Source organism: Methylophaga sp. F-2 (genome assembly GCF_056859315.1).
This window is the reverse complement of the sequence record NZ_JBSXOF010000015.1, coordinates 166,835-188,078: the sequence shown is the minus strand read 5'-3', so window position 1 is coordinate 188,078 and position 21,244 is coordinate 166,835. Positions and strand designations below refer to the sequence as shown.

General features: G+C 43.2%; 28 protein-coding genes and 1 tRNA gene. 12 read left to right on the top strand and 17 right to left on the bottom strand.

All coding sequences use genetic code 11. The annotated features are described in order from the left end of the window. Window positions 1–140: 140 nt before the first annotated feature. Window positions 141–281: an entericidin A/B family lipoprotein gene (locus tag AC13DA_RS03270; protein ID WP_284451353.1), complete on the top strand. Its 141-nt coding sequence runs from the start codon at window positions 141–143 to the stop codon at window positions 279–281. A gap of 52 nt (window positions 282–333) precedes the next feature. On the opposite strand, the gene AC13DA_RS03265 is transcribed toward AC13DA_RS03270, so the two are convergent. The 3 genes from AC13DA_RS03265 to AC13DA_RS03255 are packed head-to-tail and all read right to left on the bottom strand — an operon-like array spanning window position 334 to window position 1,381. Continuing rightward, window positions 334–777 carry a hypothetical protein gene (locus AC13DA_RS03265; protein WP_284451355.1) on the bottom strand — a complete coding sequence of 148 codons (444 nt, stop codon included), beginning with the start codon at window positions 775–777 and terminating at the stop codon, window positions 334–336. Between the two features lie 32 nt (window positions 778–809). Beyond that, window positions 810–1,082: a DUF883 family protein gene (locus tag AC13DA_RS03260; RefSeq protein ID WP_007144293.1), complete on the bottom strand. Its 273-nt coding sequence runs from the start codon at window positions 1,080–1,082 to the stop codon at window positions 810–812. A 56-nt stretch (window positions 1,083–1,138) separates the two neighbouring features. Beyond that, window positions 1,139–1,381 (bottom strand): hypothetical protein, encoded by a 243-nt coding sequence (locus AC13DA_RS03255; RefSeq protein WP_284451356.1) that lies wholly within the window; start codon window positions 1,379–1,381, stop codon window positions 1,139–1,141. Window positions 1,382–1,642: 261 nt separating this feature from the next. Between AC13DA_RS03255 and AC13DA_RS03250 the strand changes: the two genes are divergently transcribed. The 3 genes from AC13DA_RS03250 (at window position 1,643) to AC13DA_RS03240 (ending at window position 2,807) form a co-directional block, all read left to right on the top strand. Next, window positions 1,643–1,807: a DUF1328 domain-containing protein gene (locus tag AC13DA_RS03250; protein ID WP_007144291.1), complete on the top strand. Its 165-nt coding sequence runs from the start codon at window positions 1,643–1,645 to the stop codon at window positions 1,805–1,807. Between the two features lie 91 nt (window positions 1,808–1,898). Beyond that, the gene (locus tag AC13DA_RS03245; protein ID WP_007144290.1) at window positions 1,899–2,657 is read left to right on the top strand and encodes a Crp/Fnr family transcriptional regulator; all 759 of its coding nucleotides are present in this window, start codon (window positions 1,899–1,901) and stop codon (window positions 2,655–2,657) included. 9 nt (window positions 2,658–2,666) lie between these two features. Continuing rightward, window positions 2,667–2,807: an entericidin A/B family lipoprotein gene (locus AC13DA_RS03240; protein ID WP_007144289.1), complete on the top strand. Its 141-nt coding sequence runs from the start codon at window positions 2,667–2,669 to the stop codon at window positions 2,805–2,807. 230 nt (window positions 2,808–3,037) lie between these two features. Here AC13DA_RS03240 and pdxH read toward each other — a convergent pair whose 3' ends face one another. The 6 genes from pdxH to rpsU form a co-directional block, all read right to left on the bottom strand. After that, a complete protein-coding gene (gene pdxH, locus AC13DA_RS03235) occupies window positions 3,038–3,685 on the bottom strand; it encodes a pyridoxamine 5'-phosphate oxidase (protein ID WP_284451357.1) in 648 nt (215 codons plus the stop codon). 167 nt (window positions 3,686–3,852) lie between these two features. Beyond that, window positions 3,853–3,929, bottom strand: a tRNA-Ile gene (locus AC13DA_RS03230). A gap of 11 nt (window positions 3,930–3,940) precedes the next feature. After that, entirely contained in the window at window positions 3,941–5,785 is a 1,845-nt protein-coding gene (rpoD, locus tag AC13DA_RS03225; RefSeq protein WP_284451358.1) for an RNA polymerase sigma factor RpoD, read from the bottom strand. A gap of 90 nt (window positions 5,786–5,875) precedes the next feature. After that, the gene (dnaG, locus tag AC13DA_RS03220) at window positions 5,876–7,597 is read right to left on the bottom strand and encodes a DNA primase (RefSeq protein ID WP_284451359.1); all 1,722 of its coding nucleotides are present in this window, start codon (window positions 7,595–7,597) and stop codon (window positions 5,876–5,878) included. A gap of 71 nt (window positions 7,598–7,668) precedes the next feature. Next, window positions 7,669–8,130: a GatB/YqeY domain-containing protein gene (locus tag AC13DA_RS03215; protein WP_007144285.1), complete on the bottom strand. Its 462-nt coding sequence runs from the start codon at window positions 8,128–8,130 to the stop codon at window positions 7,669–7,671. Between the two features lie 32 nt (window positions 8,131–8,162). Then, entirely contained in the window at window positions 8,163–8,378 is a 216-nt protein-coding gene (gene rpsU / locus AC13DA_RS03210) for a 30S ribosomal protein S21 (RefSeq protein WP_007144284.1), read from the bottom strand. 138 nt (window positions 8,379–8,516) lie between these two features. On the opposite strand from rpsU, the gene tsaD reads away from it, so the two are divergent. Beyond that, window positions 8,517–9,524, top strand: coding sequence for a tRNA (adenosine(37)-N6)-threonylcarbamoyltransferase complex transferase subunit TsaD (tsaD, locus tag AC13DA_RS03205; RefSeq protein WP_284451360.1), 1,008 nt, complete (start codon window positions 8,517–8,519; stop codon window positions 9,522–9,524). 2 nt (window positions 9,525–9,526) lie between these two features. Here the strand turns inward: tsaD and plsY are convergent, their stop codons facing one another. After that, window positions 9,527–10,123: a glycerol-3-phosphate 1-O-acyltransferase PlsY gene (gene plsY, locus AC13DA_RS03200; RefSeq protein ID WP_284451361.1), complete on the bottom strand. Its 597-nt coding sequence runs from the start codon at window positions 10,121–10,123 to the stop codon at window positions 9,527–9,529. Window positions 10,124–10,202: 79 nt separating this feature from the next. Here plsY and folB point away from each other — a divergent pair, with 79 nt between their 5' ends. Together folB and folK are read left to right on the top strand one after the other, a co-directional pair. After that, window positions 10,203–10,553, top strand: coding sequence for a dihydroneopterin aldolase (gene folB / locus AC13DA_RS03195; RefSeq protein ID WP_273179158.1), 351 nt, complete (start codon window positions 10,203–10,205; stop codon window positions 10,551–10,553). Continuing rightward, entirely contained in the window at window positions 10,550–11,059 is a 510-nt protein-coding gene (folK, locus tag AC13DA_RS03190; protein WP_482945848.1) for a 2-amino-4-hydroxy-6-hydroxymethyldihydropteridine diphosphokinase, read from the top strand. Before folB ends, folK begins: the two co-directional genes overlap by 4 nt. On the opposite strand, the gene AC13DA_RS03185 is transcribed toward folK, so the two are convergent. Continuing rightward, window positions 11,018–11,737, bottom strand: coding sequence for an SDR family NAD(P)-dependent oxidoreductase (locus AC13DA_RS03185; RefSeq protein ID WP_284451362.1), 720 nt, complete (start codon window positions 11,735–11,737; stop codon window positions 11,018–11,020). The genes folK and AC13DA_RS03185 overlap by 42 nt on opposite strands. Before the next feature lie 16 nt (window positions 11,738–11,753). Here AC13DA_RS03185 and AC13DA_RS03180 point away from each other — a divergent pair, with 16 nt between their 5' ends. Continuing rightward, the gene (locus tag AC13DA_RS03180; RefSeq protein WP_284451363.1) at window positions 11,754–12,926 is read left to right on the top strand and encodes a class I SAM-dependent methyltransferase; all 1,173 of its coding nucleotides are present in this window, start codon (window positions 11,754–11,756) and stop codon (window positions 12,924–12,926) included. Window positions 12,927–12,984: 58 nt separating this feature from the next. On the opposite strand, the gene AC13DA_RS03175 is transcribed toward AC13DA_RS03180, so the two are convergent. The 6 genes from AC13DA_RS03175 to AC13DA_RS03150 are packed head-to-tail and all read right to left on the bottom strand — an operon-like array spanning window position 12,985 to window position 16,539. Next, on the bottom strand, window positions 12,985–13,854 hold the full coding sequence (locus tag AC13DA_RS03175; RefSeq protein ID WP_007144277.1) for a hypothetical protein: 870 nt from the start codon (window positions 13,852–13,854) through the stop codon (window positions 12,985–12,987). 28 nt (window positions 13,855–13,882) lie between these two features. Further along, window positions 13,883–14,971, bottom strand: coding sequence for an NAD(P)H-dependent glycerol-3-phosphate dehydrogenase (locus tag AC13DA_RS03170; protein WP_482945847.1), 1,089 nt, complete (start codon window positions 14,969–14,971; stop codon window positions 13,883–13,885). Continuing rightward, window positions 14,928–15,419 carry a protein-export chaperone SecB gene (gene secB / locus AC13DA_RS03165; RefSeq protein ID WP_007144275.1) on the bottom strand — a complete coding sequence of 164 codons (492 nt, stop codon included), beginning with the start codon at window positions 15,417–15,419 and terminating at the stop codon, window positions 14,928–14,930. Before secB ends, AC13DA_RS03170 begins: the two co-directional genes overlap by 44 nt. A 17-nt stretch (window positions 15,420–15,436) precedes the next feature. Next, the gene (grxC, locus tag AC13DA_RS03160) at window positions 15,437–15,694 is read right to left on the bottom strand and encodes a glutaredoxin 3 (RefSeq protein ID WP_040576134.1); all 258 of its coding nucleotides are present in this window, start codon (window positions 15,692–15,694) and stop codon (window positions 15,437–15,439) included. 26 nt (window positions 15,695–15,720) lie between these two features. After that, the gene (locus AC13DA_RS03155; protein WP_284451365.1) at window positions 15,721–16,140 is read right to left on the bottom strand and encodes a rhodanese-like domain-containing protein; all 420 of its coding nucleotides are present in this window, start codon (window positions 16,138–16,140) and stop codon (window positions 15,721–15,723) included. A gap of 30 nt (window positions 16,141–16,170) precedes the next feature. Continuing rightward, window positions 16,171–16,539, bottom strand: a complete 369-nt coding sequence (locus AC13DA_RS03150) for an ArsR/SmtB family transcription factor (protein ID WP_007144272.1) — start codon at window positions 16,537–16,539, stop codon at window positions 16,171–16,173. Between the two features lie 88 nt (window positions 16,540–16,627). Between AC13DA_RS03150 and gpmI the strand changes: the two genes are divergently transcribed. The 4 genes from gpmI to AC13DA_RS03130 are packed head-to-tail and all read left to right on the top strand — an operon-like array spanning window position 16,628 to window position 21,241. After that, window positions 16,628–18,160, top strand: a complete 1,533-nt coding sequence (gene gpmI, locus AC13DA_RS03145; RefSeq protein ID WP_284451366.1) for a 2,3-bisphosphoglycerate-independent phosphoglycerate mutase — start codon at window positions 16,628–16,630, stop codon at window positions 18,158–18,160. Window positions 18,161–18,169: 9 nt separating this feature from the next. Beyond that, window positions 18,170–19,336, top strand: coding sequence for a murein hydrolase activator EnvC family protein (locus tag AC13DA_RS03140; protein WP_284451367.1), 1,167 nt, complete (start codon window positions 18,170–18,172; stop codon window positions 19,334–19,336). A gap of 26 nt (window positions 19,337–19,362) precedes the next feature. After that, window positions 19,363–20,676 carry a S41 family peptidase gene (locus AC13DA_RS03135; protein ID WP_284451368.1) on the top strand — a complete coding sequence of 438 codons (1,314 nt, stop codon included), beginning with the start codon at window positions 19,363–19,365 and terminating at the stop codon, window positions 20,674–20,676. Between the two features lie 10 nt (window positions 20,677–20,686). Then, window positions 20,687–21,241, top strand: coding sequence for a DJ-1 family glyoxalase III (locus AC13DA_RS03130; protein ID WP_284451369.1), 555 nt, complete (start codon window positions 20,687–20,689; stop codon window positions 21,239–21,241). Window positions 21,242–21,244 lie beyond the last annotated feature (3 nt).

Sequence of the window (21,244 nt, the reverse complement as noted above, 5' to 3'; positions counted from 1 at the left end):
TTATACATGACTGTTGTTAACAGTATTAGTTCCTATCGATAAACTACTGTGATAAGCGTGATAGCGTCGTCAAGAAAAGGGTTCTCTATTTTTTTAGAGTTGTGGTAATTTTATGCCCTGATAAAAATGTAGGAGCATTTATGAAACCTTTCGCCGTCTTATTATCTATTTGTCTTGTCTTACTTCTGAGTGGTTGTAACACAATGGAAGGTGTTGGCAAGGACGTTGGTGCAGCAGGTGATGCCCTGGAAAAGAGTGCCAGTGATAACAAAGGATATTAATAAAAAAGCCTCAAATTACTGAGGCTTTTTTAGTAACTATTTAGCTTAAAAATTACGTTTCATCAAAATACTGCTTAAAAGCAGACTTGACGATCGTTCTCGCTTCCTGACTGTAGCCAAATATCACACCGGCAGCCAATGTCGTTGCCAGAGACTTTCCCGGATGTTTTTTAATTAAATCCGCAAGCACTGGATCGGAGAGTTTTTCCAGGATCATTTGTAACTCATCGGCTTGTTGAGAACCACTCGTTTGCCCCTCTCTATAACGCAAAGAGGCTTTTTCTGCTGGGCGATTCAATATTTTTGCTACTGCTAAAATCAGTAAGGCCAGCAAAAGGTAAGCAATGGCTGTTAACAGAGCAGCCAACTGTGGCTCAAAGTAGTCGTTAAGAGCGATGTAGGCTGCGACACCAGCAAAACCAAAAGCAAATAACCCCAGAATAATTGCCAGAGCATAAGCTAATGTGGTGATTTGTATTCTTGAAAACAGACTCATTGTTACCTTCTTATCCGCTAGGATGGGTAGCGTTATTTTCTATCCAGTACTTTACCGATCACCAGACCAATACCAAAAGCTACTGCCATACTAGTATAAGGATGCGCTTCAACTTCGCCTTGTGCTTTAGCTAGTGATTCCTTAGCTTGCTGTTGAGCTTGTTGAGCAGCGGCCTTAACTTTATCTTGGCCTTGCTGAGCATATTCTGATGTCAGATTTTTTAGCGTGCTGGTAACCTCTGCAAAATCTTTACGTAATGCATCCAGCTGTTCTTGTAATTCTTGATTTGTCGTTTGTGTAGCCATGTTTATCTCCTGTTGATTTGTTTAAAACGTATCGTCGAGACTATTTTCCGTGGCAACTATTTATCCGTTGCATCTTCAACTTCATCAGCTGAATCTTCAATGGCATCACCAGCATCGTCTGCGGCATCATCAATTGCATCACCGGCATCTTCAACCGTGTTATCAATTTTTTCACCCATTTCTTCTGCTGGACCATCGTTGTCACATGCTGCCAATAAGCCAACTCCGGCAAAAGCAAACATAATAAGTAATGCGCGGCAGATCATTGGAAAAGATTTTGATTCACTCATTGATTTCATACTTACATCTCCATTTAAAGTTAGGTGGAAAATATTGTTTACACCATGATGCTGACAAAAGTTATGCTGCATTTGTTCAACCATAGTGACATTAAAAGCAGTTCATAAGCAAAAAAGTATTTATCGGAAATACTCATTGTTTTGCTGTTTCTTAATCTAAGCTATCGTTGATTTATAATTATCGCCTTAACATATGTTAAAGACGACGCAATGAAATACACATATCGTATTCATTCCCATTCACTATAAAGGAAGATAGATATGTTAAGTTGGGCATTGACGTTTTTAATCATCGGTATTATTGCTGGTGCACTAGGTTTAAGTGGTGTTGCAGGTACTGCAACGAATATTGCTTGGATTCTATTTGTTATCGGTTTAGTGCTTGCTCTTATTTTCTTCATCACTGGTAGACGCCCCCCGATGTAGGCGTATATTCTCACGAAATACAGACATTCTTAATCGGTGATCACTTATTCAAGAAAGTCTCTTTTGAACTACATTATTTAAGTGAGTCTTCATGGAATCTGTTATCAGCGATGCAGACAGTTGTATTGTTCACCAGTTTGAAAAAATGGTTGAATTATCAGAGTCAGAAATAAACCTTCTTGCAGCTCTCGAAAGAGATGCTCGCAAGTTTGACTCTGGTGAGAGATTAGCCTTTGCTGGTGAGTACAGTGATCGTTTTTATACTCTGAGGTCTGGCTGGGCTTGTGCCATAAAAACCATGGCCGATGGTCAACGGCAAATTCTTGATATTTTCTTGCCAGGCCAGATTTTAGGTCTTCGGGAAATTGGTCTCAGTCATTCACTGACTGAGTTCAGGGCTTTAACACCCATTGAAGCCTGCCCGTTCCCAAAACAAAGATTGACAGAAATTTTTGAAAAGTCTCCACGGCTGACAGATTTATTCTTTCTGATCATGGCAAGAGAACAAGCGATGCTGATTGAAAGAATTGTCAATATCGGTAGACGAAATGCTGCTGAGCGTCTGGCTCATTTTATTGTCGAAATGAAGGTGAGACTAAATCAGCGTGCATGTGAATTTCATCTACCCATGAACCAGAGTGTTATTGGAGATACACTTGGTATTTCGTCAGTACACGTCAGTCGAACATTTAAACACCTACGTGATTTAGGTTTAATTGATAATAAAAACGGACAAATCGAAATTAACAATCTGGAAGGTTTAATTGACCTATCTGGTTTTGATAGAACCTACCTTGAAACCTATCCAGACTGGACCAGACTAACTAAACCCTCTAAACGAGGATACTAGGAGATAATTATGAAACTTACAGCTTTATTAATTCCATTAACCTTAACGCTATTTTTATCAGCCTGTAATACGATGGAAGGTGTTGGTAAAGATGTTGAGTCTGCTGGCGATGCTATAGAAGACTCGGCATCAGAAAATAAAAATTATTAATCGCCCTATCCTATTTGTTTTTTACTCTCAGCCCCTCAATTGGGGCTTTTTTTTGCTCAAAAGACTTGGGGCAAAAAAAGCTAGGTAAAAACCTAGCTTAACTAATTAGAAGGAGCAATAAACGTGAGAACTGAAACCAATCACCTCACAATCATGCTAACGTCAAGCTATCAAAAAAGTTAAATTCAAACACGGCAAAGTATGCGCTAGCTCACATTTTCTGATGATTTTTATGGTGCCAAGCGTTGTTTTATCCACTGATTATCAGCGCTTAGTTTATATGAAATGCGATCATGCAAGCGGCTTTGCCTGCCCTGCCAGAACTCCCAATAATCCGGCACCAACCTGTAACCACCCCAATGTTCTGGCCGAGGGGGCGTTAAGCCATACTTCAATGCATATTTGGCTGCTTGTTCTACAATCATTTTTCGATTATCAATCACCTGGCTTTGTGGCGAGGCCCAAGCACCAATCCGATGAGTCAGGGGTCTTGATGCATAATATCGATCCGACTCAACAGGTTCGAGCTTCTCAACCTTGCCCTCAATTCGAATAACGCGTTCTAACTCTGGCCAGAAGAACTGTAATGAAGCAAATGGATTAATGGCTAAATGATGCCCTTTCCGGCTCAGATAATTGGTAAACCACACCAGACCTTTTTCATCAAAGCCTTTAATCAATACTGGTCGACTTGATGGTCGCCCGTGCTCACCGACAGTCGCCAGCGTCATTGCATTGGCTTCATTAACGCCTTTATCTAAAGCCTCAGCTAACCACGCCTTAAACTGACTCAATGGCTCATCTGCACTCTTCTGCTCCTCAAGAGAGCCTTTTTGATAGCTGGTTCTAATATCTGACAAACCCAATTCATCATCCATAAGCACTCTCATACAAGAAATATATTCATACTCTGCCAACCGTTTGTTGGCTTCACAACTACATCTTACTTATAAATGATGATAATCAATATTGCGTGAATTATTTATCAAACATAGAGCAATAAAAAAGCCTTGATACCTGACTGGTAACAAGGCTTTGATTGTATTGGTGGGCCCACTAGGACTTGAACCTAGGACCAATGGATTATGAGTCCACTGCTCTAACCAACTGAGCTATAGGCCCTTTTGACTAGCTTACGAACCTTCTGAATCCAAGAAGCTTCGTAATTGATCAGAACGTGAAGGGTGGCGTAGTTTACGTAATGCTTTCGCTTCAATCTGACGAATACGTTCACGTGTTACATCAAACTGTTTGCCAACTTCTTCCAGCGTATGGTCGGTGTTCATATCAATACCAAAACGCATACGTAATACTTTTGCTTCTCTTTCTGTTAAGCCGTTTAACACGCCTTGAGTCGCTTCACGCAAGCCTTCTATTATCGCAGAATCTGAAGGTGAAATCACATTCACATCTTCAACAAAGTCACCTAAGTGCGAATCTTCGTCATCACCAATCGGTGTTTCCATCGAAATGGGTTCTTTAGAAATTTTCAGCACTTTACGTACTTTATCTTCTGGCATATCAACGCGTTCTGCCAATTCATCAGGAGTAGGTTCACGGCCCATTTCCTGTAGCATTTGGCGTGCAACACGGTTCAATTTGTTAATTGTTTCAATCATGTGCACAGGGATACGAATTGTACGAGCCTGATCCGCAATAGATCGGGTTATCGCCTGACGAATCCACCAGGTAGCATAGGTTGAAAACTTATAACCACGTTGATATTCAAACTTATCAACGGCTTTCATCAAACCGATGTTACCTTCCTGAATTAAGTCCAGGAATTGTAAACCGCGGTTAGTATATTTTTTCGCAATAGAAATAACCAGACGCAGATTCGCCTCAACCATTTCTTTCTTCGCACGACGAGCTTTTGCCTCTGCGATCGACATTTGACGTGAAATTTCTTTTATTTCAGAAATTGACATACCACGACTTTCTGCAATCTCAGCTAAAACTGACTGTGCAGCGATAATTTCATCATGATGTTTCTTGATGGTAGAAGAGTAATGTTTTTTCGCTCTGATATGTTTATCAGCCCAGTTAACATTACTTTCGTTGCCCTGGAATGAATCAATAAAGTCGCGGCGATTCATGCGGGCTTGTTCTACCACGATATCCATAATAATTCTTTCTTGATTACGGATTTCGTTGACGGTTTCGCTCATCAGGTCATTCAGGTAAGCCAATGTTTTTGGAGTAAGTTTAAACTCCATAAACTGTGCACTGGCTTGCTCACGTGATGCCTCAGCCTCTTCACCTTCTGCTTTCAGGTAGGCATTAAAGCTTTCTTTTAATGCTTCAAAGCGAACACGTGCTTCTTCAGGATCAATTTCGCCAGAGTCATCGTCATCACTGACATTATCTACAGAATCATCATCGTCATCATCTGAATCGCTATCAGAATCATCATCTGCGTCATCATCATCTGTATCACTCAGATCATCTTGTTCTTCCACGAGTTCTTCAGCAGAAACAAAGCCTTTTATCAGCTCGTTCAGACGCATTTCACCGGCTTCGACGGCGTCATACAACTCTAAAAAGGATGAAATACAGGCTGGATATGTCGAAAGCATCATCAAGCTTTCACGTAAGCCTGCTTCAATGCGTTTCGCAATGACAATTTCGCCTTCACGGGTCAGTAGTTCTACCGAGCCCATTTCGCGCATGTACATACGTACTGGATCAGTGGTTCGACCAAATTCGCCATCAGAGCTTGCTAGAACAGCAGCAGCTTCTTCATCTGAAACTTCGTCGTTTGACGAAACCGCTTCAGCAAGACGCTCCATTTCATCGGTATCCATGCCATCTTCATGGACCATAATACCGAGGTCACTGAACATGCTGACAATATCTTCGACCTGATCAGCATCTACCAAATCTTCCGGAAGATGATCATTAATCTCACCATAAGTGAGATAACCACGTTCTTTACCTAAGGCGATCAGTTCCTTAACGCGTGATTGTTGATCTTTCATGCAGCCCCTTTAACCCTGTGACGCTATATAGACGTGAACACTTCATTATACTGAAATGACAAATTTATTGCATCAAATTAACATAAACATTTAGCTCTGAGATAACCGTAATTCTGCTTTTTCAGCCTCAGTTAATTCACTGAGCGGCTTTGACTCGAGATAAATTCGTCGTTGTTGTTTTGCCTGTTTTTGCAGTTGCGAAAAAATACCGAGCAACTCGTACTTCAGTTCATCTGCCGATAGACTCAAACTTTGCAGCGCTAGTTTCTGAAGATGCGCACCATTTTCCCTGTTACGCCAACGTTCTAGAAGTGCCGCAGCAGTTAGATGGGGATGCTCATGAAGAGTTTCAAGCAATTCTTTAAGAATATTAACGCCAGGTAAATCAAGTGAACTAATTGACGATGTGTCATCAATTTCACGCGCCAGAATCGGATATTGCAAAAGAATGCTAATAGCCAGCCTGAGTGGCGTCATTGTCGCCATAGTTTGTTTTTTGGCTGGGCGTTGCTGTTTCTGTGCTGGTTTTTCAATATGACGATTTAGCGTTGCCATATTCGTCTGGCTCAATTCCGCTAGGCGTTGCTCCAGCATATCTCTGTAAACCCCCGCCGGAACATGTTTAAGATAAGGCTTTGCTATCTCGACAAGTCTTGCACGCCCATCCATTGATCCCAGCTCGACTTTCTCAGTTAGCCATGCAAAGAAAAAATCAGAATAATTTTGTGCGTGTAAGACTTCTGACTCAAATGCTTCAGCACCGTGTTTTCGTACCATACTATCGGGATCTTCACCATCTGGCAGGAACATAAACTTAAGTTGCTGATTACCTCCTAACATAGGAAGGGCATTTTCGGCCGCTCGCCAGGCCGCTTCTCTGCCTGCACGATCCCCATCAAAGCAAAAAACGACTTCGGGCGCTGTTCGAAGTAACTGTCGCAAGTGATCTGGGGTGGTAGCGGTACCTAATGTTGCAACAGAATTAGTTATGCCGTGTTCGGCTAATGCAATCACATCCATATAGCCTTCTACAATCAGTATGCGTTCGAGTTTACGATTTTGCTTTCTCGCTTGATAGAGACCGTATAACTCAGTGCCCTTATGGAAAATAGGTGTTTCCGGCGAGTTAAGGTATTTTGGCGTTGAGTCATCCAACACCCGACCACCAAAACCGATAACACGACCCCGTCTGTCGCGAATAGGAAACATCAATCGATGACGAAAACGGTCATAGGTCCGCCCAGCATCATTTTTGATTAACAGGCCCGTATCAAGAAGCTGTTTGACCAGTGTCTGAGATGAACCAAATGTCTTTAAAACATTATCCCAACCATCGGGAGCCATACCGATTCCAAAGGTCTCTATGGTGTTTTTGGATAAGCCTCTGGACTTTAAATAATCGACAAAAACCTGTCTGTCTGGATGTGTTTGTAATTGATGGACATAAAACTGACTGACCTTGTCCATCAGGTCATAAAGGTTTTTCTGCTGGGGTGATTGTGAAACATTTTGCGTGGTAGGTACGGTCATGCCAACCTGATCAGCCAATTCCTGAATAGCTTCAGGAAAGCTTAACTGATCATATTCCATCAGAAACCCTATCGCCGTGCCATGGGCTCCACAACCAAAGCAGTGATAGAACTGCTTATCCGGACTGACTGTAAACGAGGGGGTTTTTTCATTATGAAAAGGACAGCAGGCATGCAAATTCTTGCCTGCTTTCTTCAGTGCAACCCGGGTATCAATGATATCGACGATATCGACCCGGGCTAGCAACTCATCAATGAATTGTGGGGGTATTTGACCAGCCATATTAGTTATTATGGCTGAAATTTGCTGTAAATATTAACCATATCTTGATGAGATACGGCAGCGTGGCTGTTTTAATTGCTCAACGCTGATTTAACTTGTCCACTTACTGCGGCCATGTCAGCACGGCCTTGAATTTTTGGTCGCAACACATTCATGACTGCGCCCATGTCTTTAATGCTACTTGCACCCGCTTCATCAATGGCTGATTGAATAGCTTGCGCAATTTCTTCTTCAGAGAGTTGCTCAGGCATAAACTCTTCAATGACCACGAGTTCAGCCTTTTCGATATCCGCCAAATCCGCACGAGAAGCATTTTCGTATTGTTCTAATGCTTCACGACGTTGTTTGATCATTTTGGTCAGGATAACGACAATATCATCGTCAGAAAGGTCAACCCGGTTATCTACTTCAACTTGCTTGATGGCAGCTGAAATTTGACGTAACACTGCAAGACGTTCTTTGTCTTTGGCGCGCATCGCATCTTTGATGCTGTCTTGAATAGTAACTTTTAACGGGCTGGCTTCTGCAGGCATGATATTTAGTTTAGTCTCTGAATATAGCGATTTTAGTAAAGACGGATACGGCTTGCGTTTTCGCGAGACAGTTTCTTCTGGTGACGTTTTACGGCTGCGGCTGCGGCACGTTTACGTACAGTAGTTGGTTTTTCATAAGCTTCACGAGCACGGGCTTCAGCAACTGTGCCAGCTTTCTCACATGCACGTTTAAAACGACGTAGAGCGACGTCAAATGGTTCGTTCTCTTTTACTCTTACTGCAGGCATTCAAAAAACTCCCTAAACAATTCTTGTATGGAAACCCCTAATTGTACGAAATATTCACCAGAAAGCAAACAGTTAAATCACTTTATTTATAAAAAAGGGCATAATAGTCAGGTATTAATGCAGAAGCTTAGGAAAAAAATGCGTGTTTTAGGTATTGAATCTTCATGTGACGAAACCGGTGTCGCTATTTACGACACGGAAAAAGGGTTGCTCGCTCACCGCTTATTTAGTCAGATCGCTATGCATGCTGAGTATGGTGGTGTCGTGCCAGAACTGGCTTCCAGAGATCATATCCGTAAAACATTACCACTTGTTGAAGAAGTATTAAATGCTGCGTCCTTAACCACTGCAGACATTGATGCTGTCGCTTATACAGCAGGACCTGGCCTAGCTGGCGCTCTGTTAGTTGGCGCAGCAATCGGCCGCAGTTTAGCCTGGGCGTTAAATATTCCCGCTTTAGCCGTCAATCACATGGAAGGACATTTGCTGTCACCTTTACTGGAAGAACCTGCACCGGCTTTCCCCTTTGTCTCACTACTGGTGTCCGGCGGCCACACCCAATTGGTGGATGTAAAAGCTATTGGCCAGTACGAATTATTAGGTGAATCGATTGATGATGCGGTAGGTGAGGCTTTTGATAAAACAGCCAAACTTTTAGGCATGGATTATCCAGGCGGCCCATACCTTGCGGCCAAGGCAGAACAAGGTGTCGCCGATCGTTTTGTGTTTCCTCGGCCTATGACTAATCGTCCCGGTTTGGACTTCAGCTTTAGTGGCTTAAAAACATTTGCGATGAATACCTGGATGGAAACAGAGCAATCCGATCAAGATAAAGCCGATATTGCACTGGCTTTTCAAACTGCGGTGGTTGAAACACTGGCAATCAAATGTAAAAGAGCATTGAAACAGACCGGACACAAGCGATTAGTTGTCGCCGGTGGGGTAAGTGCAAATAAAGCATTACGCCAAAAATTAGATTCAATGAAAGGCGTTGACGTTTTTTATCCTCGGCAACAATTTTGCAGTGACAATGGCGCCATGATTGCTTTTGCTGGTGCCATGCGCCATCAAGCAATGAAACATCAGGAAATACCGAGCTTCACTGTCAGACCGCGCTGGCCACTTAACGAACTCAGCCCACCCTAGCTTTAGCCAGACTTTGACTCTTCCTTAGCCAGTAGGCGACGGATATTACCGTGATGACGGGCAATTAATAACAAGGCAGTCAGTAGAATAATCCAACGCGCATTGACACTATCGATAAGCCACAAACTATAAACCGGGGTAAGGGCAGCAGCCACTAAGGCAGATAGAGACGATATACGTGTTACAGCAAACACCACTAACCAAGTGACTAATCCTGCTGCGGCCAGTAGCGGTGAGAGGGCGATAAAGCCACCCAATGCGGTAGCGACCCCTTTGCCACCTTTAAATTCAAAAAAGATCGGAAACAGGTGACCTAAAAAGGCGGCAAATGCTGTTGCGGCGACCCACACCATATCAAGGCCGATGGCATGTGCAATTGCTACCGGGATGACGCCTTTCAAAACATCAAACAGCAAGACAGTTGCTGCCAGTTTTTTACCGCCAAATCGCAGAACGTTAGTTGCACCTGGATTACCTGAGCCCTGAGTTCGTGGGTCCGGCAAGCCTGCCAGCTTACATAAAATGATCGCACTCGATAATGAGCCAAAAAGATAAGCGACCACCAATAAAATGACGGGTAAGGCATAAGTCTCAAGCATGATATGATGCTACCTTTTAAAAACGTTGCGACATTATAGGTCGCGAATCAATGATTGCCACCCTTTGACAGATCGAGACATGGATAAAATTTTTCTTAACGACCTTAAAATCGACACCATTATTGGTATTTACGACTGGGAAAGACACACACAACAAACCCTGACTTTTGATCTCGAAATGGACTGGGATATTCGTCAAGCTGCGGAAACAGACCATATCAGCAACACACTGGACTATGGTGCTATTGCCCAAAAAATAGTTAATTTTGTTAAGGCCAGTGACTATCAGCTTATTGAAACACTGGCTGAAGATCTCGCCCAAATGTTACTCAATGAGTTCTCCATTCCCAAACTCAAACTGACGCTGAGTAAGCCCGTCGCCTTACACGGTCAAAATACGGCTCGAATTGTGATTGAACGTAGCAAATGATGCATAAGGAAAGACACGGCTACCTACTTGGACTGGGCTGCAATATCGATCCGTTTGAAAACTTTTCAAGCATGGTCGCTCTGTTGCTAGCGCATTTTGAGCGTTTTGATATCAGCCGGATTTTGCATATTCCGCCGGTAGGCATGAATAGCCAGCACTTTTTCCTGAACGCCGTCGCTTTTATTGAGACGGATATGCCACAAGACAATCTGAAAGACATCTGTAACGCGATAGAGATGAGACTAGGCCGTGATCGTGAAGATCCTGACCGTAAACACAAAGATCGGCCAGCGGATCTGGATATTCTGTGCTCTCTTACGGTGCCTGACGGTCTGAATACCCCGGCTCGGGAAGTCACAGATGAATATTTTCTGTATCCCTTAATTGATGAATTGTTTAAATTTTTAAGTGATCAACCACTTAACAGCCAAATACAAAATGGCACCAAAATCCAGGTGGGATCTTTATCGTTTGGAGAGTCGGCGACCACCATCCACCGCAATTGAGACACCGGTCAGGAAAGGATTGTCTAACAAACTTTTGACGGCCAGGAAAACAGGCTCTGCACCACCTTCACGTGCTAGTGGTGTTTCAGACATCATCTGCTGACGAACCTCATCAGAATGTGACTCGGTGAACAAGACAGGGCCGGGAGCAACGGCATTGACCTTGATTGCTGGTGCATATTTTTTTGCCAACACCAGCATCATATTATGCAGGCCAGCCTTGGTGGTGCCATAAATATCAAATCGCGGTGTTGGGTTCTCAACATTGATATCGGTGATATGCACAATATCCGCCGGTTTGTCAGCGTCTCCTTTCAGCTTGTTTTTGAGTCCTTCATTAATCAAAAATGGTGCCATCATATGTACATAAAAAAATTGTTCATACTGCTGAGCAGCTTTTTCTAGATCATCATCTGTCGGCGAAAATGAAGAGGCATTATGAATAATCGCTTTTATTGATTCACAACGTTGTTGGCAATCCTCAATAAACGCCATGATAGCTTGTTTGGAGTTAAAGTCTGCCTGAATGGTATGAATACCCATTTCACGCATTTCTTGGACACCATCAGTCTCGGTACGGTAATGTGCAAGCACATTACATCCTTGTTCATGGAATCGCTTAGCCATATGCAAACCGACTCGACGACTGGTGCCTGTCACCAATACAACCTGATGCAATTGCTACTCCTCAACGATGAATAATAAACACACATTATCGACTGTTTCGCCTGAAGCGCAACAACACAGTGATGCTTTAAAAAAATTGATCAAAAAGCAAATACAGTCTGAAGGTGGCTCAATCAGTTTTGCCAAGTATATGCATGCCTGTTTGTACGCGCCAGGTTATGGTTATTACAGTGCTGGCAGCCATAAAATTGGCGAGCAGGGCGATTTCACCACCGCCCCTGAAATCAGCTCTTTTTTTGGTTATAGCATCGCCAACCATATCATCGATGTCTTTGCCCAGAAAACCCAAAAACATATTCTTGAATTTGGTGCTGGCAGTGGGCAACTCGCCATAGACATCATGACCTATCTGGAAAAAAGCCATGAGCTGCCTGAGTTTTATTACATTCTGGAAATCAGTGCTGATTTACGCCAACGCCAGCAACAGTATATTCGACAACTTTTACCCGAACACATAGATCGGTTTGTTTGGTTAGATGAATTACCTGAACAGTTTGAAGGTGTCATTCTAGCCAATGAAGTATGTGATGCCATGCCCGTTAACCTCATCAAAATAAAAGATCATCAGCTATATGAACGTCATGTATGTCTAAACAATAACTATTTTGCCTGGCGAGATATGCCTGTGACTGATGATGAACTCAAGCAGCAGAGCACTCGCCTTCAAACACATATTTCAACAGATATTTACGAAACCGAAATCCATTTAGCCACACAGCAATGGTTACGTACAGTTGCCCAGTCACTAAAAAAAGGCGCTTTTTTCATAATTGATTATGGCTATAGCTTTAACACGTTTTATAACGACGAAAGAAAGCAGGGGACCTTATGCTGCTACTATCGCCATCAGCTGAATGATGATCCCTTTTATTTGCCTGGTTTGCAGGACATTACCGCTCACACGGAATTCACCACACTGGCAGATATCGCCTTTGAACAAGGGCTTCATGTGGCGGGGTTCCATGAGCAAAGCGACTTTCTGATGGCAGGCGGCATTACCGATATTGCTGCAGCGTTTCACACCGACATGCCTTCTGCTGACTGGTTACAACAGAGTGCAGGATTGAAGCAGTTATTAATGCCAAGCCAGATGGGCCAGCAGTTTAAAGTGTTGAGTCTAACTAAAAACCTTGAATTGTTAGCGCGGCTTTCAATAAACGACCGCCGCTATCAACTCTGAATGACAGCAACAAAAAAGGGGCTGAAAGCCCCTTTAATGTTTGAATAAATGCCTGGAATTATTTCTTCAACGCTTCCAGTTCTTTTTGTAATTTATCCATTTTTTCGCTCATATCAAATAAGACTTCTTTGATATTTGCCATGTCATCACGAAGATTGCTGGTTTCTTGCTTATTACGTGCAATATCTTCTTTCAACTCAGGACTGATAAGCGCATCTTTTGAATCAGCTTGACGTTCAGCAATGGTTTGTAAAACCGTCGGAATATCAATCTCAATCCAGTCTGTTCTCTCTTTACCTGTTTCAGGATCAATGTGATACGACATACCATTATCAAGCGCCACTCTTACAGCGGGTTCAGAATCAAACTTTCTGGTACCCGGTAACAGTGGGTTAACGCGGCGGTCAATTTCCTGACCGGTGTATTGGTCTTTGTCACGATAATCTTCGTGTAACAAACCGAAGATAATGTTCAAGCGACCACCACTCATGAAAACACGACCGCTATCACTTTGACGCTCTTTGGCAATCATGCCCTGATGCACACCCAATGTAACGAAGGTAACATCTTCATTTGGCTGAGCACGGCCTAAACCATTCGCTAAACCATTACTTAGAATCTGTAACTCTGCAGGTGAAAATAGCGGATTTTGACGCTGATTAAACAACACCTTTTCATTCACATAAAGCGATTCTAAAACTGAACGCATCGTGTCTGGTGAAATTGAGTAGGGGTGATCATTTGCCACACCCGGAACATCGCGATCAACAATTTTGACGTACTGCAAACCTGTTTCAAATAAGGTTTTACCTTCTGTAGAAATTTCTACATCATCAGACTTTTTCAGTGGGTTACCACAACCACTCAGCCCCAGGCTCAGGGCTAAAGCAACGGTCACTGCCGTGCTGTACTTCACAATGCCTCGCATAGATTCTTCCTCGTTTTAGTTAACCCGTTTAATTAACGGGAGGTGTGAGTTCTGCTTTTTGTTCCCTGCATAATAATGCCTGAACGGATTCTCGTGGATCGTACCCTTCAAACAAAATTTTGCATACTTGCTCCACAATGGGCATTTCAATGTCAGCCTGATGGGCTCTCAACATGACTTCACGTGCAGCATGCATTCCTTCTACTGTTTTACCGACAAACTTAACAGCATCATCAACGCTGAGTCCGCGTCCAATCACCAAACCTAATTGACGATTGCGACTTTGATCATCGGTGCAGGTTAAAATCAAATCACCAATACCAGACAAGCCGAACAAGGTTTCAGTTTCCGCACCCAGTGCTGCCGCTAAGCGTCTTATTTCGGCCATACCCCGCGTAATCAATGCAGCCCGGGCATTCGCTCCATAGCCTAAACCATCAGAAATACCCGCACTAATCGCCAACACATTTTTGACTGTGCCGCCAATCTGCACACCTAACACATCATAAGTTGTGTAGACACGCAGTGTTGGGCTATGAAACAAACCCGCCAGTTGTTTGGCAAAATCACCATCTTCCGATGCTACTGTAAATGCCGTCGGTAAATTAGCCGCGACTTCTGCGGCAAATGAAGGGCCGGAAATCACCGCTAATGGGTGACTTTCACCCAAGACTGAACGAGCCACATCATAAAGCAGCTCACCGGTATCAGGAGCCAAACCTTTTGTTGCCCAACTCACGGGCGTTGTAGCTGCAAGTTCTGGCTTTATCATTTGCAAGCTTTCTACAAAGGCTTTACTGGGAACTGAAATCAACACATGACCACAATTTTGTAGGGCTTTATGCACATCATCCACTACCGATAAAGCATCAGGGAACGCTATACCAGGCAAGTATTTCGCATTTTCACGCGATGTTTGCATCTCTGCGCAATGTAGTTTGTCTCTTCCCCATAACCATGTCTCATGACCATTTCTGGCCATCGCCATGGCAAGCGCAGTTCCCCACGCCCCAGCGCCCAACACCAGTGTTGGTAATAAATTGGCTTGTTCAGACACCGCCGTTTCCTGGATATTAATGCGTCGTTTTTGCTCTTGCTTCTTGAGCTTGTCTCTCAACTTGCTCTTTTTGATGGAGATACATCGCATCAAAATTGACGGGGGCCAATACAAGTTGCGGGAAGCCGCCTTTAGTCACCAGATCAGACACCACTTCTCTGACAAATGGGAAAAGCGTATTGGGGCAGTAACTACCGACTAACGGTCCCATTTCTTCGGTGGTATAGCCCGTTAGCGTAAAAATACCAGCCTGTTTTACTTCGACTAGAAAGGCGGTTTTATCGCCTACTTTTGCGGTGACGGTAACAGATAACACGATTTCATGTGTGTCATCGTCGATACGGTTATATTCATTGCCTAACTGTAAATCCAGTTGTGGACGCCACTCATCACGAAAAATTTCAGGTGAGTTAGGTGATTCAAAAGACACATCTTTTGTGTAAATTTTTTGGATCACAAAACGTGGTTTTTGTTGTTCTTCACCTGTTGCTGTGTTTTCTTCAGCCATCTCTATTCCTTCTTGTTTTAAGATTGCGCCAGGAGACTATCTAGTTCTTTAGTGCGATCAATCGCAACTAAATCAGTGTAGCCACCTATGGCTTTATTATTGATAAATATCTGCGGCACGGTTCTTTGCTGGCTCTTTTTCATCATCTCTTCTCTTTTTGAAGGATCCAGATCCACACGAATTTCGTCGTATTTCACGCCTTTACGCTCCAGCAACTGTTTTGCCATTACACAGTAAGGACAGTGAGCAGAAGAATAAACAATTACTTTAGCCACAATATAACCCTGCCATTTTGTTTTGATTAACTAAACAGAGGCAATTTAGCCTCTTTCCATCCATTAATGCCACCAGTCATTACATAAACTTCTTCAAAGTCATTTGATTTTAACTTTTTGGCGGCATTCCGTGCACGCTGACCACTAGCGCAGACAATTACCAGAGGTTGCGATTTATTTTTTAACTTTTTAATTTCTTCGTCTAATTTGGATAACGGAAGATTGACCGAGTCAGTAATATGCTCTTTCTCGAATTCATCTGCTTCCCGGACATCAACAAATTTTCCTTTGTACTGATTGACCAGTCTGACCGACTGATTAGCGTCTAATGGCTGTAATCCGGTTAGTTTACGATTAATCGCATCAGAAAAAACTAACCAAGCCAATACAACCCATGCTGCACTCAATATCCAATGATTAACGATGAACTCACCCAAATTTTCCATAGCAACCCTTAAAACTGTCTTAAAATCAGATTAATTTTTTGCAGAACAGAATACTTCACGCATCATCTCAATCAGTCTGAGAGTACGCTCATCATTCACACGGTAATAAATACGATTAGCATCACGGCGTGACATAAGAATGTCTTTTTCACGTAACTTTGCCAAATGCTGTGATACGTTACTTTGTGTGGTGCCAACCTGCTCAACGATATCCTGAACGGATAACTCATGCTCACCAATCGCGCACAGAATCTTGAGCCGTAATGGATGAGACATCGCTTTCAGTGCAAATGCAGCACGTTCGATATCGTTATCAATCGCGATAGAATCTATGTTTAAAGCTTGTGCCACAATTTTGTCCGTCAGTACCTGTGACTGTATTTCATCACAAAACACCATATAATACACGGCATCAATTCTTAATGACATACAAGACAAGGGATAGTCAGCAGATAGCCCGACTACTTTTCGTTTTAAGGACTTATCAATGACGCAAACACACAGACCTCTGGCGCTCATCATCTTTGATGGATGGGGCTACAGTGAATCCGCAGAAAATAATGCCATTCTTGCAGCAAATACACCGAATTGGGACCGTATGTGGGCAACATATCCACACACGCTGATTAATGCATCAGGTGAAGGTGTTGGTTTACCGGGTGATCAAATGGGTAACTCTGAAGTCGGCCATTTGAATTTAGGTGCTGGCCGGGTTGTGTATCAGGAGTTTACACGTATCAGTCTGGCCATCAGAAATGGTGAGTTTTTCGATAATCGTGTGCTGATTGACGCGGTTGATAAAGCAAAAAAAACCGATAGTGCTGTGCATATCTTCGGTTTATTATCCGACGGTGGTGTACACAGCCATGAACAACATATTCACGCCATGGTCGAACTAGCCGCCAGACAAGGCGCCAAACAAGTCTATGTTCATGCCTTTTTAGATGGTCGTGATACCCCACCTAAAAGTGCTGAAGCGGCGATTGAGAAACTAGAAGAAAGCTTCAAAAAATCAGGAACAGGTCAACTTGCTACCATCATCGGTCGTTTTTATGCGATGGATAGAGACAACCGATGGAATCGAGTTGAAGAAGCCTATCAGCTCATCACCGAAGGTAAAGGCCAATATCATGCTGACACAGCGATTGAAGGTCTACGTGCAGCATATGAACGCGAAGAAACCGATGAGTTTGTTAAAGCGACCACGATTGGCACACCGGTAAAAGTGAATGACGGTGACAGCATTGTCTTTATGAACTTCCGTTCTGACCGGGCTCGTGAGCTGACGGAATGTTTCATCAATCCTGAATTTTCCGGTTTTGCTTTACCAAGAAAAATTCAGCTTGCTGACTTTGTGACATTAACCGAATACAAAAAAGACTTCACTGCGCCTATCGCCTTCCCAACAGAAAAATTACATAACATTCTGGGTGAATACTTATCTGCCCATGGCAAGACTCAGCTACGTATTGCTGAAACTGAGAAATATGCGCATGTGACCTTTTTCTTTAATGGCGGTCAGGATACCCCGTATGAAGGTGAGGACCGTATTCTGATCCCATCGCCTAAAGTTGATACCTATGATCAACAACCAGAGATGAATGCCCCAGAAGTCACAGACAAACTTGTCGAAGCGATCAATAGTGCAAAATACGATGTCATCATTTGTAACTTCGCGAATGCCGATATGGTAGGCCACACCGGTAATTTTGACGCAGCCGTGAAAGCCATCGAAACTCTGGACGTCAGTCTGGGGAGAATTTGGACAGCTATTGAAAAAGTGGGCGGCGAAATGCTGGTGACAGCAGATCATGGCAATGCCGAGCGTATGGTCAATCATGAAACTGGACAGCCTCATACTGCACATACCAATAATGTCGTGCCATTATTATTTGCCGGTCGCGAGGCTCATTGTGTCGATGGGGGGACTTTGTCAGACATTGCACCAACCATGTTGTCATTAATGGGGCTCACCATTCCAGACGAAATGGGTAAAAAACTCTTAGTAATAGCCCAATAAGCCTTTCAAGTGACGTTGAGAATACTACTGGCATGCTTAAGCCTGCTGCTCTGTTTCAGTGTTCATGCTGAAACAGATTCAGCATCGCGCCTGGACGATGTTCGCAAAGAAATAAAATCACTGAATAGTGATCTGTCAGAAAAAAAAGCAGACCGGCAGGCGCTTCTAGATCAGTTAAAAACACAAAGCCGACAAGTCTCTGAACTGAACAAACAGCTTCGAAAACTTGAAGCGCAGATTAACGGTAAACATAAAGAGGTAGAAGCGCTACGTCAAAAGATGGGCATCAAAGAAAAAGAGCAAAAACAGCAGCTTGATGCTTTATATAGCCAAATACGTTCTGCTTTTGTTCATTCAGAACCCAGTTATCTGGAGCTATTGTTAAACCAGAAAGATGTGTCTACCCTTAGTCGAGGAAGCACCTATTTTCGCTACTTCCATCAGGCAAGGCAGCAGGAACTGGAAAATATTCATCAACTATTGGTGAAACTCAACGACGAGCAACGCGATGTTTTACTTGCACAGCAATCTTTAGAGAATATGCTGACGGAGCAGCGTTCAAAACAGGCTCAACTTGAACAACAAACCAAACAAAGGAAAGCCACGTTAGCTGCGCTGGATAACACCATATCGACACAAGACAGTCGTCTGGCGTCTCTGAAAGATGAAGAGCGGAATCTGCAGCAATTGCTGGATTCACTTAGCAAAAAATCAGCGCCAACAGCTCCGGTAGCGAAGCCTAACAATAATTCAACACCTGTGAAACCAAACACACCTTTTCCACGTCTGACAGGTAAACTAACATGGCCTGTTAATGGAAAATTACTTGCCCGCTATGGCAGCTCGAGAAATCTTGGTAAACTCAAATGGCAAGGTATCGTCATTGCGTCACCAACTGGAAACGATGTCAAAGCCACAGCAGCAGGTCGAGTTGTTTTTGCTGATTGGTTGAGAGGGTTTGGTCTATTAATCATCATTGATCATGGTGATCAATATATGACTCTTTATGGCAATAATGAATCATTACTTAGAGATGTCGGTGAGTATGTCAAAGCCGGCGACGTTATAGCACAATCTGGCGAACAAGGAATTCGTGGCCTATCCGGCCTTTATTTTGAAATTCGTCATCGAGGCAGCCCAACAAATCCACTAAAATGGTTGGGGAAACAAGGCTGACAAGTCTTATCGATTAAGGAAGGAATATGAGTTTTTTTAAACGTGATTTCGGCTTAATTACCAGCGGTGTAATTTTAGGTGCCACCCTCGTATTTGGCCAAATGGTTTTTGCTGACAAGGAAGCAACAAAACCGGACCTACCTCTTGAAGACTTACGTACTTTTTCAGAGATTTTTGGCAGGATTAAAAGTAGTTATGTAGAACCTGTTGAAGATAAACAGTTACTGGAAAATGCTATCCGCGGCATGCTTTCCGGTCTGGATCCTCACTCAACCTATCTCGATAAAGAACAGTTCAAAGAACTGCGTGAAGGTACCTCTGGCGAATTTGGTGGACTGGGTATTGAAGTCAGTATGGAAGATGGCTTTGTTAAGGTCGTCACACCAATTGACGATACGCCTGCTGCAAAAGCCGGTATCAAACCGGGTGATCTGATTATTCGTCTTGATGACACGCCTGTAAAAGGAATGACCCTGAATGATGCAGTGGATATCATGCGTGGCAAACCAGGCACTGACCTTATGCTAACCATCATTCGTGAAGGTGAAGATACACCACTCAAAATTAATGTCACTCGCGCCATCATCAAAGTCGAGAGTGTTAAGAAAAAAATGCTGGAACCGGGTTACGCCTATGTTCGTATTTCAACATTTCAGTCACGAACTGGCGAAAGCTTAAGAGAAGCGATCTCTGAACTGAAAAAAGAAAATGATGGCAAACTAAACGGACTGGTCCTAGATCTACGCAACAATCCTGGTGGTGTATTAGATGCCGCGGTTGAAGTCTCTGATGCCTTCATTGAAAAAGGGCTCATTGTTTACACTGAAGGCCGTATTCCAGATTCTGATCAGAAATTCCACGCCACTCCTGACGATATGCTGAAAGGTGCTCCCTTAGTTGTATTGGTTAATGGTGGTTCTGCATCTGCTTCGGAAATTGTAGCTGGTGCCTTACAAGATCATGATCGTGCGGTCATTATGGGTACAAAAACCTTTGGTAAAGGCTCTGTGCAGACTGTCATGCCTCTCACTAATGACACTGCTGTTAAGATGACAACAGCTCGTTATTACACACCTTCAGGCCGTTCTATTCAGGCAGAAGGTATTGTTCCGGATATCGAACTAAAACCAGTGCATATTTCTGCGATTGAAGACGCAGAATTTACTCCGCTAAGAGAACGTGATCTGGCTCATCATCTGGTCAATGGTGACGAAGAAGAAAAAACCAATGCTGAACAGAACCAAGCGGATAAAGAGAAAGAGCAACCTCTTGAAGTCTCTGATTATGCATTATCACAAGCACTGAATTTGTTAAAAGGAATGACCATCCTTAAAAAATAAAGGATAGCTTATGTCAACTGTATTGGTTCCTCTCGCCGAAGGCTTTGAAGAAATTGAAGCGGTCACCGTTATCGACTTACTGAGGAGAGCAGGGATCAATGTGGTGACAGCCAGCCTGACCCAGCGTCATCAGGTCACCGGCAGCAGACAAGTGGTATTATCTGCTGATAGCCTGATAGATGATGTCAAAGAAGCGACGTTTGATATGATTGTTCTGCCCGGCGGTCAGCCCGGCACGAACAATCTCAATAGCGATGCTCGTATCGCGACCTTATTACAAAATCAGTTAAATGCTAATAAATATATTGCAGCAATTTGTGCTGCACCTTTGGTATTAGCGAATGCAAAGATCCTTAATCAACACCGTGCTACCTGTTATCCAGGCGTATTGAAGCAAGAAGATTGGCCTGAGATATCACTCATTGATCAAACTGTTGTCATCGATGACAGAATAATTACTTCAAAAGGACCAGGTACCGCCATGGATTTTGCATTAAGCATTATTGAAATTCTGACAACCCAACAAACACGTAACCAAGTCGAAAATGACTTGGTAAGAAACTAAGCC

Excerpts from the sequence above, each read along its gene's own strand:
- dnaG (WP_284451359.1), bottom strand. The coding sequence starts at position 7,597 with ATGGCTGGTCAAATACCCCCACAATTCATTGATGAGTTGCTAGCCCGG.
- AC13DA_RS03130 (WP_284451369.1), top strand. The coding sequence starts at position 20,687 with ATGTCAACTGTATTGGTTCCTCTCGCCGAAGGCTTTGAAGAAATTGAA.
- AC13DA_RS03180 (WP_284451363.1), top strand. The coding sequence starts at position 11,754 with ATGAATAATAAACACACATTATCGACTGTTTCGCCTGAAGCGCAACAA.
- tsaD (WP_284451360.1), top strand. The coding sequence starts at position 8,517 with ATGCGTGTTTTAGGTATTGAATCTTCATGTGACGAAACCGGTGTCGCT.
- rpsU (WP_007144284.1), bottom strand. The coding sequence starts at position 8,378 with ATGCCTGCAGTAAGAGTAAAAGAGAACGAACCATTTGACGTCGCTCTA.
- AC13DA_RS03245 (WP_007144290.1), top strand. The coding sequence starts at position 1,899 with ATGGAATCTGTTATCAGCGATGCAGACAGTTGTATTGTTCACCAGTTT.
- AC13DA_RS03250 (WP_007144291.1), top strand. The coding sequence starts at position 1,643 with ATGTTAAGTTGGGCATTGACGTTTTTAATCATCGGTATTATTGCTGGT.
- plsY (WP_284451361.1), bottom strand. The coding sequence starts at position 10,123 with ATGCTTGAGACTTATGCCTTACCCGTCATTTTATTGGTGGTCGCTTAT.
- folK (WP_482945848.1), top strand. The coding sequence starts at position 10,550 with ATGATGCATAAGGAAAGACACGGCTACCTACTTGGACTGGGCTGCAAT.
- AC13DA_RS03255 (WP_284451356.1), bottom strand. The coding sequence starts at position 1,381 with ATGAAATCAATGAGTGAATCAAAATCTTTTCCAATGATCTGCCGCGCA.
- pdxH (WP_284451357.1), bottom strand. The coding sequence starts at position 3,685 with ATGGATGATGAATTGGGTTTGTCAGATATTAGAACCAGCTATCAAAAA.
- AC13DA_RS03135 (WP_284451368.1), top strand. The coding sequence starts at position 19,363 with ATGAGTTTTTTTAAACGTGATTTCGGCTTAATTACCAGCGGTGTAATT.
- AC13DA_RS03215 (WP_007144285.1), bottom strand. The coding sequence starts at position 8,130 with ATGCCTGCAGAAGCCAGCCCGTTAAAAGTTACTATTCAAGACAGCATC.
- AC13DA_RS03175 (WP_007144277.1), bottom strand. The coding sequence starts at position 13,854 with ATGCGAGGCATTGTGAAGTACAGCACGGCAGTGACCGTTGCTTTAGCC.
- AC13DA_RS03150 (WP_007144272.1), bottom strand. The coding sequence starts at position 16,539 with ATGGTGTTTTGTGATGAAATACAGTCACAGGTACTGACGGACAAAATT.
- AC13DA_RS03155 (WP_284451365.1), bottom strand. The coding sequence starts at position 16,140 with ATGGAAAATTTGGGTGAGTTCATCGTTAATCATTGGATATTGAGTGCA.
- gpmI (WP_284451366.1), top strand. The coding sequence starts at position 16,628 with ATGACGCAAACACACAGACCTCTGGCGCTCATCATCTTTGATGGATGG.
- rpoD (WP_284451358.1), bottom strand. The coding sequence starts at position 5,785 with ATGAAAGATCAACAATCACGCGTTAAGGAACTGATCGCCTTAGGTAAA.
- folB (WP_273179158.1), top strand. The coding sequence starts at position 10,203 with ATGGATAAAATTTTTCTTAACGACCTTAAAATCGACACCATTATTGGT.
- AC13DA_RS03270 (WP_284451353.1), top strand. The coding sequence starts at position 141 with ATGAAACCTTTCGCCGTCTTATTATCTATTTGTCTTGTCTTACTTCTG.
- AC13DA_RS03260 (WP_007144293.1), bottom strand. The coding sequence starts at position 1,082 with ATGGCTACACAAACGACAAATCAAGAATTACAAGAACAGCTGGATGCA.
- AC13DA_RS03240 (WP_007144289.1), top strand. The coding sequence starts at position 2,667 with ATGAAACTTACAGCTTTATTAATTCCATTAACCTTAACGCTATTTTTA.
- secB (WP_007144275.1), bottom strand. The coding sequence starts at position 15,419 with ATGGCTGAAGAAAACACAGCAACAGGTGAAGAACAACAAAAACCACGT.
- AC13DA_RS03265 (WP_284451355.1), bottom strand. The coding sequence starts at position 777 with ATGAGTCTGTTTTCAAGAATACAAATCACCACATTAGCTTATGCTCTG.